Source organism: Algoriphagus aurantiacus (assembly GCF_035156405.1).
GTDB classification, from domain to species: Bacteria; Bacteroidota; Bacteroidia; order Cytophagales; family Cyclobacteriaceae; genus Algoriphagus; species Algoriphagus aurantiacus.
The window spans coordinates 80,180-93,096 of sequence record NZ_JAXRUT010000004.1 but is presented as its reverse complement, the minus strand read 5'-3'; the positions used below and the strand labels follow the sequence as shown (position 1 = coordinate 93,096).

The 12,917-nt window shown below is 41.7% G+C and carries 9 protein-coding genes; 6 read left to right on the top strand and 3 right to left on the bottom strand.

What is annotated here, in order from left to right; all coding sequences use genetic code 11:
• The first annotated feature begins 2 nt into the window (after positions 1-2).
• On the top strand, positions 3-941 hold the full coding sequence (locus tag SYJ56_RS05555; RefSeq protein ID WP_323832646.1) for a rhomboid family intramembrane serine protease: 939 nt from the start codon (positions 3-5) through the stop codon (positions 939-941).
• A gap of 113 nt (positions 942-1,054) precedes the next feature.
• On the opposite strand, the gene SYJ56_RS05550 is transcribed toward SYJ56_RS05555, so the two are convergent.
• Both SYJ56_RS05550 and rlmN read right to left on the bottom strand, forming a co-directional pair.
• A complete protein-coding gene (locus SYJ56_RS05550) occupies positions 1,055-1,531 on the bottom strand; it encodes a hypothetical protein (protein WP_323832645.1) in 477 nt (158 codons plus the stop codon).
• Between the two features lie 59 nt (positions 1,532-1,590).
• On the bottom strand, positions 1,591-2,658 hold the full coding sequence (rlmN, locus tag SYJ56_RS05545) for a dual-specificity RNA methyltransferase RlmN (protein ID WP_323832644.1): 1,068 nt from the start codon (positions 2,656-2,658) through the stop codon (positions 1,591-1,593).
• Between the two features lie 230 nt (positions 2,659-2,888).
• Here rlmN and SYJ56_RS05540 point away from each other — a divergent pair, with 230 nt between their 5' ends.
• Positions 2,889-3,923, top strand: a complete 1,035-nt coding sequence (locus SYJ56_RS05540; protein ID WP_323832643.1) for a Fic family protein — start codon at positions 2,889-2,891, stop codon at positions 3,921-3,923.
• A 76-nt stretch (positions 3,924-3,999) separates the two neighbouring features.
• A complete protein-coding gene (locus SYJ56_RS05535; RefSeq protein WP_323832642.1) occupies positions 4,000-5,907 on the top strand; it encodes an ABC-F family ATP-binding cassette domain-containing protein in 1,908 nt (635 codons plus the stop codon).
• A gap of 116 nt (positions 5,908-6,023) precedes the next feature.
• On the opposite strand, the gene SYJ56_RS05530 is transcribed toward SYJ56_RS05535, so the two are convergent.
• Positions 6,024-8,264 carry a TonB-dependent receptor family protein gene (locus SYJ56_RS05530; protein WP_323832641.1) on the bottom strand — a complete coding sequence of 747 codons (2,241 nt, stop codon included), beginning with the start codon at positions 8,262-8,264 and terminating at the stop codon, positions 6,024-6,026.
• 132 nt (positions 8,265-8,396) lie between these two features.
• Between SYJ56_RS05530 and SYJ56_RS05525 the strand changes: the two genes are divergently transcribed.
• From SYJ56_RS05525 to SYJ56_RS05515, 3 genes are all read left to right on the top strand, one after another.
• Entirely contained in the window at positions 8,397-10,445 is a 2,049-nt protein-coding gene (locus tag SYJ56_RS05525) for an alpha-L-fucosidase (RefSeq protein WP_323832640.1), read from the top strand.
• Positions 10,446-10,561: 116 nt separating this feature from the next.
• Positions 10,562-11,134: a gluconate 2-dehydrogenase subunit 3 family protein gene (locus SYJ56_RS05520; RefSeq protein WP_323832639.1), complete on the top strand. Its 573-nt coding sequence runs from the start codon at positions 10,562-10,564 to the stop codon at positions 11,132-11,134.
• Positions 11,127-12,845: a GMC family oxidoreductase gene (locus tag SYJ56_RS05515; RefSeq protein WP_323832638.1), complete on the top strand. Its 1,719-nt coding sequence runs from the start codon at positions 11,127-11,129 to the stop codon at positions 12,843-12,845. Before SYJ56_RS05520 ends, SYJ56_RS05515 begins: the two co-directional genes overlap by 8 nt.
• Positions 12,846-12,917 lie beyond the last annotated feature (72 nt).

The following is a 12,917-nucleotide window of genomic DNA, read 5'->3' as shown; positions in this document are numbered from 1 at the left end:
TTATGCACGGTAACTTTTGGGACAATCTTCGGAACGCTTTTAAACATAGCGACAACAGCCTTTACAAGCTGATTGCCATTAATATTTTGGTGTTTTTCGTAGTGCTTATTTTTCGGGTATTTATGACCATCGGAGGGTTGGGAGACTTGTATTCCACAGCTCTGTCCTATCTAATGATGCCAGCGTCTCTTCCTAAGCTAGCTGTCCAGCCATGGAGTATCTTCACCTACATGTTTTTGCATGAGGGAATCTTTCACATTCTTTTCAATATGCTTTTCCTTTTCTGGTTTGGGCAGCTGATTCATCAGTTTCTCGGAAGCCGAAAACTTGCCAACCTCTATATTCTTGGTGGATTGGCGGGAGCACTTTTTTATGTATTGATATATAATTTGGCTCCTTATTTCAGCCAGTCTGTTGATAGTTCTCTGATGCTGGGAGCGAGCGCGGGAGTCTTTGCGATTGTAGTCGGTGCAGCTACGCTGAGCCCAAACACTACTTTTTTCCTGATTTTACTCGGACCTGTGAAGATCAAATACATAGCGATTTTCTATGTGATCCTTTCCTTTGCCAATTCGGCAGGAGCAAATGCAGGTGGAGAACTTGCGCACCTTGGTGGAGCATTGCTAGGCTATCTTTACATCATTCAGCTTCGCAAAGGAAACGATTGGGGGCTACCTGTACAGAAAGTCGGAATCTTCTTTGAGGATCTTTTCTCCGGAAGAAAAAGTAATGTAAAAGTCTCTTACCGTAAAGCAAAAACCACTAGCGGAGGCGGATTCTCTTCTTTCAATAAATCCTCTAAATCAACTCCTACTACTGCTAATTCCACTGAGGCTACCCAAGAGGAAATCGACAAGATACTGGATAAAATAGCTGACCGGGGCTACGAAGCGCTAAATAAGGAAGAGAAGCGGAAGTTGTTTGAGTTTTCGAAAAAGTAATAAAAGTATCAGGTAGTTAGACACAAGACTTAAGACTGCGGCAACTTCTCTTTTTGTCTAGGATCTTGACTCTAATGTCTTGATACTTGCTACCTGATACTTATTACTTTTTTCTACAATGGAATCGCTAATCCTACCCTAAACCCAACTTCTCTAGGATGGGGGCTTTGAAAGCGGAATTCTGTACTCAACCCTATAAATTCTGTTAGCCCTATATACGCTCCAACTCCTATATTAGCCCCTTTCTGATTCCATTTAATACCAGCCCCATCGGGCTGGGTATCCTGCCAAGTCTGGCTATATCCTCCCATAAAATATAACTGCGATGGCCCTTCAGATACATAATACCGAAGGTCTGCACTGAAATTACTCTCATTTCCTACTTGGGGAAAAACAAAAGTGAAACTCGGCATAAGGGCGAATTTGTCTGCAAAGAAATATTCGATTCCTGCTCCTGTTCCAAGGTTTTGGTAACGTAACCCATAAGTCCCATAACCATGGAGCCGCACATTCCCTTGCTCTTGTGACTGCGCAAATGAGGCAAATGAGATCATGAAAACTGCACAAAAAATAAGTAAAGCCTTATTCATAAACTGAGATGGTTAATATTCGACAAGAAATTAGTTGGCTTTAGTGAAGAAAGCAAATTCTACACGGTGTTCAACTCAGCCACTTCATTTTTATTAGCCAACTGTCCACAGGCAGCATCGATATCCTGCCCACGGGATTTTCTTACTTTGGCGATGATTCCCTGTGACTCCAATATCCGAACATACATGTCCACTGCTTCCTGCTTTGCCTGACGGAATTCTCCCTCGTCGATTGGATTGTATTGGATCAGATTTACTTTGGACGGGATGATTTTACAGAATTTTGCCAAAGCCCGAGCATGTCTTTCGTCGTCATTGATCCCATCCCAGATCACATATTCGTAGGTGACTTTGCGCTTGGTCTTTTCGTACCAATACTTCAAGGACTCTCCTAATTCCTCCACTGGATTGCTGTCGTTGATAGGCATCAACCGTGAGCGGGTTTCGTTGATCGCAGAGTGAAGCGATACGGCCAAATTGAATCGAACTTCATCATCGGCTAGTTTGCGGATCATTTTTGTCACTCCAACGGTAGACACAGTGATCCTTCGCGGTGCCATTCCCAGTCCTTCGGGCGATGTGATTTTATCAATCGCTTCCAGCACATTGGCATAGTTCAGCAAAGGTTCGCCCATTCCCATAAACACAATATTGGTCAATGGACGCTGGAAGTACGTTTCCGCTTCATCTTTGATCGCCACCACCTGATCGTAAATTTCGTCTGGGTTCAGGTTTCGCATGCGCTTCAGCCGTGCCGTGGCGCAGAAATTACAATCCAGGCTGCAACCAACCTGTGAAGAAACACAGGCTGTAATCCGCTTAGTCGTGGGTATCAGGACTGATTCTACAATCTTGTTATCAAAAAGTTTCACCGCATTCTTGATCGTCCCATCTGTAGAATGCTGCATGAGATCCACCAGAATATGATTGATTTCAAAATGCGTTTTGAGCATTTCCCGCGTACTCAGCGAGATGTTGCTCATATCATCAAAGTTTTTCAGAGACTTATTCCACAGCCATTCATACACCTGTTTGGCGCGGAATTTCTTTTCCCCATGAGCCAAAAAGAATTCTTCTAACTGCTCCAGAGATAGCTTACGGATGTCTTTTTTCTGAATTGCTTCCATAGCACAAAGGTAAGACTTTTCAGAGTAGCAAGTAGCTAGAGAAAAGTATCAAAACAAGAGAACCAAGATTTTAGAATCAGGAACATAGAAGTGGTAATTGAGGGTCTGTAATTCATTCAGTTACTGTAGAGTGATTCGGCTCAAAAATGTTCAAATTTCTAGTAAATACGGCTCAATAACACTAGTATTTGAGCCGTATTTTTGTATATTTTGAGCCGAATCTATAATTAATGAAAAAGAATCATCAACTCGTATTGGATTTTATCCAAGAAAGTAAACAGGTTTCACGGGCTCAAATCGTGAACAATTCTGGAATAAAGGTAAGTGAATCCACGTTCAAACGGCTTGTTGCTGATTTGGTCAAAGAAGATTGGATTATACCAATTGGAAAAGGAAAAGCTACTACTTATTCTCCCTCTCCAAAGTTGGAAATCCTATTTCCATTGAAGTTGGATTTATATTTCTTAAAAGAACAGGATGAAAGAAGGATAAAAGGAAGATTTGACTTTGAGGTTTTTGACAACTTAAGCCGAACAGCACTTTTCACAGATGAAGAGCAAAACCGCCTTTCTAATCTTCACTCGAAATTCAAAAATAAGACACTGGAATTGACTTCATTAGAAATTCAAAAAGAGATGGAAAGACTAGCCATAGATCTAAGCTGGAAATCCTCCCAAATAGAAGGGAATACGTACTCCCTTTTAGAAACGGAACAGCTGCTGAAAGAAAAAAAGACTGCTGAAGGAAAAACCAAAGATGAAGCGGTCATGCTACTTAATCATAAAGAAGCAATTGATTTTCTCGTGGAACAGCCTGAATATGGAGCAACTTTATCATTAAAACTTATTGAAGAATTGCATAGCCTATTAGTAAAGGAATTGGGGATCAATAGGAACATCCGAAGAAGGAGAGTGGGGATCACGGGTACTAATTATAATCCTCTTGACAATGAATTTGAGATAAGAGAAGCATTGGAAAAGACTTGTAATCTTGTAAACACCAAGACCTCAATTTATGAAAAGGCGTTTTTATGCTTAATTCTAATCTCCTACATTCAGCCTTTTGCTGACGGAAATAAGAGAACTTCTCGAATCCTATCCAACGGGATTTTGATTGGAGAAAATTATTGCCCCCTTTCTTTTCGGACTGTAGATCCACTAGACTATAAAAAGGCAATGCTGGTTTTCTATGAGCAAACCAATATTACAGCAATGAAAAGTCTATTTATTGAACAAGCTGAGTTCGCAGTAAACACTTATTTTTAATCTAATAGAGTAAAGCCCCCGATTAACTTGCAAGAGATTAAACAATTCTTGCCTTCCTTTTCCTTACTTTTGCGGCATGAATTACCTTTCGGTCGAAAATCTCAGTAAAGCGTTCGGTGAGCGCAAGCTTTTTTCCAATATATCTTTTGGCATTTCCCAAGGTCAGAAAATCGCCCTCGTAGGCATCAATGGAGCAGGTAAGTCCACGTTGATGAAAATCATCATGGGCTTGGAGATTCCTGACACAGGTCAAGTGGGGACGAACCAGCAGATAAAAGTAGCTTATGTGCATCAAAACCCGGTTTTTGAAGGTACAATGAGTATTTACCAGACCATCTTCGACCAAAGTAATTCTGAAGTGCTCAACGTGATTGAAGATTATCATAAAGCCATGCTGGAAGCAGAGCGCGGCATTGATAATTCTGATAAAATGTCGGTGCTGTTTGAGAAAATGGATGCATTTCAAGCTTGGGATTTTGAATATCAGGTGAAGGAAGTATTGGGAAAACTAGGCCTTCATGATACCGATCTTCCTGTTGGAACACTTTCTGGAGGGCAGCGTAAGCGAGTAGCTTTGGCGAAAGCCATCTTGGAAAAACCTGACTTGTTACTACTTGATGAACCTACTAACCACTTGGACTTAGAAACCATCGAATGGCTGGAAGACTATTTGGCAAAAGCCAATCTTGCACTTTTCATGGTGACTCACGATAGGTACTTCTTAGAAAAAGTTACCAATGAAATCCTTGAACTCGATCAGGGAAAAGTACATCGCTACTTAGGAAACTATGGCTACTTCCTGGATAAAAAAGAAGAGCGCATGGAAATCGAGGATATAGAACTCGAAAAAGCCAAAAGCCTCTACAAAAAGGAACTGGACTGGATCCGACGTCAGCCTAAAGCAAGAAGCACCAAGGCAAAATACCGTGTGGATGCTTTCGAAGACACCAAAGAAAAAGCCTCTCAGAAGCGTGAAGAGCGTGATATTCAATTGACTGTAACTACTCAGCGGCTTGGAAATAAAATCATTGAAATAGAAAAAATTAATAAGGCTTTTGGCGACAAAACCATTATAAATGATTTCTCCTATACGTTCAAGAAGAAAGATAGAATAGGAATAATTGGGCCAAATGGTGCCGGAAAGACTACTTTCCTGAATATGATCACTGGACAGATGGCACCTGATTCTGGAAAGGTTGCCATCGGGCAGACTACCGCTTTTGGCTATTACAAGCAGGAAGAAGGAAGTTTTGATGAGGAAAAACGGCTGTTGGATATTGTAAAGGAAGTGGCCGAAGTGGTGACTATCGCCGGAGGTGCTACCATCACTGTTTCTCAGTTTTTGACACAATTTGGCTTTCCTCCTAAACAACAACATACGCCAATCGCCAAACTCAGTGGTGGAGAGCGAAGAAGACTTCAGCTATTGATGGTTTTGATCAAGAATCCAAACTTCCTGATTCTCGATGAGCCTACCAATGATTTGGATTTGATGACGCTGAACACGCTGGAGGATTTTTTGGACACTTTCCCTGGTTGTTTGATCATCGTTTCCCACGATAGGTATTTTATGGATCGATTGGTGGAGCACTTGTTTGTCTTCGAGGGAGAAGGCGAAATCAGTGATTTCCCTGGGAATTATTCTGAGTTTCGTGAGACAGAAAAGAGCCAAGAATCTAGAGCCAAGAGCCAAGAAGAAAAGACACAAGTAGCAAGTAGCAAGAATAAAGAAGCTGAAGCGAAAGTTTCGGCTCCTGCAAAGGTAAAAGCCAGTTTTAAGCAAAAGAACGAATTCAAGGAAGTGAATGCTGCTATAGCTAAACTGGAAATGGAAAAATCAGCCATTACAGAAAAAATATCAGCGGGAACAGATGATCATGAGGAATTGATCAAGCAATCCAACCGTATGGGAGAAATCGATGCGGAGTTGGAAGAATTGGAAATGACTTGGCTAGAATTAAGTGAGCTGGACGGGATAGAGTAGGAAGAGAGCTGTTCAAAGTCTTCAGACTTGCGCCAAATTTATTCTATGAGCAGCGCCAATCTTGATTCTCGGCTCTTGCGTCTATAATCTAATGTCTTGATACTTGATACTTACTTCTAATACAAAAGCGCCACTTTCACTCCTCCGTACCAATTCCTTGTCGGTGCAGGTTGATAATATCTTCCGCCAAATGGATTGAGGTCGTTGCCAAGTGAGTAGCTTTCATTGAGTAAATTGTCAGCGCCAGCAAAGGCTTCTAATTCCCACTTCCCTGCGAAGCTTCTCGCCCATCCAAATCTCATATTTACGAGATTATAAGCATCTTGATAAACAGTATTCGCGTCATTGAGTGGGATTTCATCCACGTATTGGTGGGTGAAATTCATATAGAATCCTGGTGAAGTCCGAAGGTCAACACGGGTAACTAGCGTGTTTGGAGAAACGCCTGTCAGGTCATTTCCCGAATAATCATTATCGGCTCTCTGGTAATCTTTGAATTTAAAATAGTGCCCAGTGAATGCCGTTCCGATTTTTAAATCATTTACAAAGCCGATTTCATTTCGGATCAACGCATAATCAATCGCTGCCTCAATTCCTTTTTGATCTGTAGATCCAGCGTTTCTGAATAATACTACTCCTTGAGAATTGGTATACGTTGTTATCGTTTGATCCAGTTTGAAATAAAATGCAGTCAAATCCAGATTCAGTTTATTTTTCCCCAATCTATAACCCACTTCATAATTTACTCCCTTTTCAGCTTCCAAGTCAAGGTTCAGGCTCCCCTCATTCGTACGTACTTCATCGATGGTCGGAGGAGAAAATCCACTGCTGATACTCCCATAAACACCAGAATAATCGCTGAACTGATAATTCAGCGCAAAACGCGGAACTACTATTGGATCGAATTTTCTTTCCTGAAGTCCAGTTGATCCTCCCGAAGCATCAATTTGTCTGTCTATTTCCAAGCTGCTGAAATTCTCACTGAGTGCGAAAGTCACGAGAAAGTTCTCTGTCAAATTCCATTCTGCTTGCTGAAACAAAAATCCTTGGCTGGCTCGCAATTTATCAGCAAATCGTACCGTATCAGCTACGCCATTGACATTTCCAAAGTTCTGTGCATCCGTAAAGCTGGTCTGGTATTCTCCTCCGGCAATTATTCTTAGGTCTTTTCCTGCCAATTTCCCATCAAAAGTGAATTTTGTCCTTCCTCCAAATCCAAAGCCCAATTCCTTTTTGTAATCCAAAATAAATGGATTTTCAAAATCATTGGTATTCAGGTATAGGGTTGTGGAATTCTTGAGCTTCGATGAGAAGCTATACAAATGCCCAATAGAAGCGAAGACAGATTGTTGGGATATAGAACTGTTTTGGTTTACTGATCCAGGTCTGGCTTGAGTAGGATCTTCCGCCAATTGATCAGGATTGAGTGCTCCAGGAATCTGGTAATCCAGATCAGAGATCAATAGTTGGGTTCGGATTTCCTGCTTTTCTGAAACAGAGAAAAATCCTCCCAATTGAAAAACCTGTCTATCCATTGCTGAATGCTCCCTATACCCATCTGCTTTTTGACTTACATAAGAAGCCTCAAATCCGCCATTTCCCACTTGCTGAGAAATCCCCAATCTATAACGTGACAAGCCATAATCCCCCACCATAAAATCAGCTGATACTCTTCCTCCCATTGGATTTGCTGGACTATAGAGATTCACTACGCCACCATTACCTGCTCCATAGATACTTCCCGAAGGTCCTTTAATTACTTCGGCATTTCGGATATTAGAGAGATCTAGGAGGTTTAGCGCAGTCGTGCCATCAGGTGAAGTGAAAGGAACTTCATTCCAATAGACCTTCACATTTCGAACACCAAATGGAGCTCGGAGGGAACTGCCTCGAATGGAAATTCTGTAGCTAGCTGGAGCACGTTCTTCAATACGAATCCCTGGCTTAGTATTGAATGAGTTGACAATGGAAGTTTCATTGAACCGATTGAAGTCTTGTTCTGACACCACCGCTATAGCAGCAGATTGCTCCAGAAGTGATCGCTCTGATTCGAATGCTGTAACAGTGACTTCGGATAGAATAAGTGGTTTTTCGATTAATTGTACTATGTGCTCCCCTTCTCCGAATGTTCCAGAGAAAGCTTCATACCCCGATTTGAAAAATGTAAAATTCTGATTTTCCGTACCTGAAAATGCTAGAATTCCTGATGTATTAGTGATTTGGGATTTGCCAGTTCCGGGTCGAATTCGCACATTCTCCAAGGGATTTTGTGTTTTAGCATCTACTACTTTGATCTGGATCTGAGCCTGGCACAAGCAGGAAATCAGTAGAAATATCAATGTAAAAATTCTGTTCATAATGGCAAGTTAATGGCTTCCGGGTAGATTTGGTAAAATGAATACACCAAAGGTTAACCTTAAGTTTGTCAAATCACTTTCTATTTTTGAATTCCATCCAAAATTGGTAGTATTCGGGCTTAAACCTCCATTATGAAAAAAATACTTTGGCCAGCCCTTTTATTGATACTTACTTTCTGTCAAGAAAAAGTGGTCCCACCGAGTCCCGTACTTCCAATTCCAGACGCAAAGCAGATCGCATGGCAAGAATTGGAATATTACGGATTTATACATTTCAATATGAATACATTCTCTGATAGAGAGTGGGGTTTTGGAGATGAGAAACCCGAAATGTTCAACCCGACTGACCTTCAACCCAGACAATGGGCACAAGTAGCTGCTGAAGCTGGTATGAAAGGATTGATCATCACCGCTAAGCATCATGACGGCTTTGTCCTTTGGCCTTCGGCTTACACAGAGCATTCTATCAAAAACAGCCCTTGGAAGGATGGAAAAGGCGATCTAATCAAAGAATTGGCTGAAGCATGCAAGGAATACGGGTTGAAATTCGGGATATATTATTCGCCCTGGGATAGAAATCATCCAGACTATGGTAAGCCAGAATACATCACTTATATGAGGAATCAGCTGACGGAATTGCTTTCCAATTATGGGGATATTTTCGAAGTCTGGTTTGATGGTGCCAATGGCGGAGATGGCTATTATGGCGGTGCCAATGAAGTTCGAAAAGTAGATAAATTAACTTATTATGACTGGCCGAATACCTACAAACTTGTGCGTGAATTGCAGCCAAACGCTGTCATGTTCAGTGATGGTGGCCCAGATATAAGATGGGTTGGGAATGAAGGAGGTGAGGCTTTTGAAACAAACTGGGCCAATTTGATGCGTGATTCCGTCTATGCAGGAATGCCTGATTATCCTGAAAAATACGCTTCCGGACAAGAATCCGGTACGCACTGGGTGCCGGCCGAAACGAATGTTTCTATACGTCCGGGGTGGTATTACCATACCTATGAAGATCACAAAGTCAGAAGCCTTCCCGATTTGGTAGATATTTATTACAATAGTATAGGCAGAAATACCTCTTTGCTGATCAATTTTCCAGTGGACACTAGAGGTCTGATCCATGAAAATGATGTGGATGCTATCATGAAGCTTGCCGCCAAAGTGAAAGAAGATTTTGCGGTAAACTTGGCTTCTCAGGCAGAAGCAAGCGCGAATGAAGAACGTGGGAAAGGCTATGAAGTAAAAAACGTGCTGGATGAAGATTATGAAACATATTGGACCACTTCAGATGGCGTAAAACAAGCACAAATCACAATAAGGTTTGGCAAAGATGTCACCTTCAATCGGCTAATGCTTCAAGAATACACCCCACTTGGACAGCGCGTAAAGTCCTTTGTTTTGGAAAAGGAAGTAGACGGAAATTGGGAGAAAATAGCTGAAGGAACGACTGTGGGATATAAAAGGGTTCTTCGATTTCCGGAGGTGACAGCGAGTACTATCCGTGTTCAATTCACAGATGGAAAGGATATTCCAATCATTTCCACATTGGGAATTTACAATGCCCCGAAGCTTTTGCTACCTCCAAGTTATTCTAGAGCTAGGACGGGAGAAGTGACATTGAGCTCTCCAGATGAAGGATTGGAAGTTTATTATTCATTAGACGGGTCAGAGCCAACAGACGAAAGCGAAAAATATGAAGAACCTTTCCAAGTTGGTGAAGCGAGTACCTTGCTGGCTATTTCTATAGATCCTATGTCAGGAGAGAAAAGTGAGGCTCTCAGAACTGACGTTGATCTATCCAAAGCGAAATGGGCTGGAAGTATTGACCAGTCCATCAAGGCAATTGACGAAAATGCCGGATCCTATTTTGCCAGTGAGGATAATAACCTTATCGTTGATTTGGGAGAGACAGTATCGCTCAAAGGTTTTACCTATTTACCGATGCAGGCACGCTATCCAAGTGGGTTTATTACCAATTATGAATTTGAAGTCAGTCCTGATGGAAAATCCTGGACGAAAGTTTCCTCTGGAGAATTCTCGAATATAGTCAATAGTCCAATTGAGCAAACTATCCGCTTTAATGAAGTACAGGCAAAGTTTATTCGCTTGAAAGCAGTAAAAACTGCTGATGACAACCCCGCCACAATTGCGGAGATCGGGGTTATAACGAAGTAGGAAAAGAGTGGTCATAGAAAAAGATCACATACCAGTAACATTAATTAGATGGCGAATACATTTCAATTTGGCTACATTAAGCACTTGATCCATACAACCCAATACTCTTAAATCTTATGAACAGACGAATCGCTCTTAGGCATCTCGCGCTGATATCTGGAGGACTTGCCCTAATTCCTTCATGTGATTTCAGTTCCGACGATATCCTGGCCGCATATAAAAATCTCAAGGTTAGTGCTTCGCAAAAGCACCTTTTAGGAGAAATATCCGATACCATTATTCCAGCTGGCGAACTCAAAGGAGCGTTAGAATTGGAGGTTCCTGACTTCATCCTCGTGATGGTAAATGATTGCATGAATACAGAAAATCAGGCCCTTTTCAGCACTGGCCTCGCGGCTTTCCCAGATTTTGCCAAAAACACAGTAGGGAAAAAGTTTGACCAGCTCAGTACTAGAGAAAAAGAGGACTTGATCCAAGCAGGTATAGACCTTAAGCCTGAAGAAAATCCTGAAGGGGAAAATGATAAAGCAGTCTCCTATTTCTTGAATACAACTAAGCGACTTACCATGCAAGGCTATATGGCCTCAGAGTACATTCAGACAGAAATTATTCCTTACTCACTCATTCCTAGCCCATACAATGGCTCAGCCTTAATCTCAGAATCCCAAAAACCTAGAATCAATGGCTAATCTGAATATCAGAAACAAACAAGAACGAACATATCAAGCCATTATCGTAGGGTCTGGAGCCAGTGGTGGATGGGCAGCCAAGGAATTTGGTGACTTAGGAGTGAAAACACTTTTACTGGAAAGAGGAAGAAACGTGGAGCATATCAAGGATTATCCTACCACCAATATGCTCCCATATGAATTCAAACATAGAGGTAAACTCCCGCAGAAAGTTCTCGACGAAAATCCTATTGTTGCCAAGTGCTATGCATTTGGAGAGGATTCTGAGCATTTTTTCGCCAAAGATGCTGAACAACCTTATATTCAAGAAAAACCATTTGACTGGATCAGAGGCTATCAGGTAGGCGGCAAATCTTTGCTTTGGGCAAGACAGGTTCAGCGCTGGTCAGACTATGATTTCGAAGGGCCGGCTAGAGATGGATTTGCTGTTGACTGGCCGATTCGCTATAAAGACATAGCTCCTTGGTACAGTCATGTAGAGAAATTTGCAGGTGTTTCTGGCAATCTTGATGGCTTGGATGTACTTCCAGACGGTGAGTTCTTGCCAGCGTATGATCTGAATATCGTGGAGAAGCATTTTGCCCAAAAGCTTAAAGAAACTTACGGTGGTGATCGACATATGATTTCTTCCCGCTGTGCGCACATTCATGAGCCAAGACCAGAATTTTCTGCACAAGGCCGTGCATCTTGCCAAAACAGAAACCTTTGTCAGCGCGGATGTCCTTTTGGAGGATATTTCAGTAGTAATTCATCCACCATTCCGTGGGCTTTGAAAAGCGGAAACGTGACGCTAAGACCGGACTCGGTAGTTCACTCAGTAATCTATGATGATGAAAAAGGCAAAGCAACTGGCGTAAGAGTAATAGATGCACACACCAAAGAAGTGGAAGAATTTTATGCTGATGTGATCTTCATTAACGCTGCTGCGATCAATTCCAATGCTATTTTGATGAATTCCACTTCCACTAGATTTCCTAATGGACTAGGAAATGACAGTGGAGTTTTGGGTAAGTTTTTTGCCTTCCATAATTATAGAGCTGGGGTGAGTGCATCCTATGATGGATTCATGGAATATACTACTAGTGGTGGTCGTCCTACCAGCGGCTATATCCCAAGGTTCAGAAATGTGAAAAAGCAGGAAACTGACTTCCTTCGTGGATATGCTGGTGGGTTTAGTGCATATCGGGGTGGAGGCTATGTGGCTGATGCAAGAGTAGGAATGGAGCTGAAAAATAATATGCTGAACCCAACTCCACCTGATGGCCCTTGGAGAGTAGGTTCACATATGATGGGAGAGACCATTCCCAAAGAATCCAATTTTATAGCATTGGATACAGAAATTCTTGATCCATATGGTCTTCCTACTTTGAAATTCAATGTGGATTACGATGATAATGATGAGAAAATGATAATTGATTATCAGGAGCAAATTTCAGAAATGTTTGAAAAGTCGGGTTTCACAGACATCTCTGTTCGTGATGATCACAGAGTTCCAGGCTTGGATATTCACGAAATGGGGGGAGTGAGAATGGGTAAGGACCCAAAAACTTCCATGCTCAACGGAAACCATCAGCTTCATGCTGTACCTAATGTTTACGTGACCGACGGTGCTTCAATGACTTCTACTTCTACTCAGAATCCTACACTGACTTATATGGCATTTGCAGCCAGAGCAGCACATCATGCTGTAAATGAGAGCAAGAAAGGATAATTGATTAGTGATCTGAATAGTAAAACCCTTGAGAACCATAATTTCTCGAGGGTTTTTCATTTTTGCTTAGCT

What these genes read in the sequence shown, in the direction of transcription:
- SYJ56_RS05550 (WP_323832645.1), bottom strand. Translation starts at nt 1,531, where the DNA reads ATGAATAAGGCTTTACTTATTTTTTGTGCAGTTTTCATGATCTCATTT.
- rlmN (WP_323832644.1), bottom strand. Translation starts at nt 2,658, where the DNA reads ATGGAAGCAATTCAGAAAAAAGACATCCGTAAGCTATCTCTGGAGCAG.
- SYJ56_RS05520 (WP_323832639.1), top strand. Translation starts at nt 10,562, where the DNA reads ATGAACAGACGAATCGCTCTTAGGCATCTCGCGCTGATATCTGGAGGA.
- SYJ56_RS05530 (WP_323832641.1), bottom strand. Translation starts at nt 8,264, where the DNA reads ATGAACAGAATTTTTACATTGATATTTCTACTGATTTCCTGCTTGTGC.
- SYJ56_RS05540 (WP_323832643.1), top strand. Translation starts at nt 2,889, where the DNA reads ATGAAAAAGAATCATCAACTCGTATTGGATTTTATCCAAGAAAGTAAA.
- SYJ56_RS05555 (WP_323832646.1), top strand. Translation starts at nt 3, where the DNA reads ATGCACGGTAACTTTTGGGACAATCTTCGGAACGCTTTTAAACATAGC.
- SYJ56_RS05515 (WP_323832638.1), top strand. Translation starts at nt 11,127, where the DNA reads ATGGCTAATCTGAATATCAGAAACAAACAAGAACGAACATATCAAGCC.
- SYJ56_RS05535 (WP_323832642.1), top strand. Translation starts at nt 4,000, where the DNA reads ATGAATTACCTTTCGGTCGAAAATCTCAGTAAAGCGTTCGGTGAGCGC.
- SYJ56_RS05525 (WP_323832640.1), top strand. Translation starts at nt 8,397, where the DNA reads ATGAAAAAAATACTTTGGCCAGCCCTTTTATTGATACTTACTTTCTGT.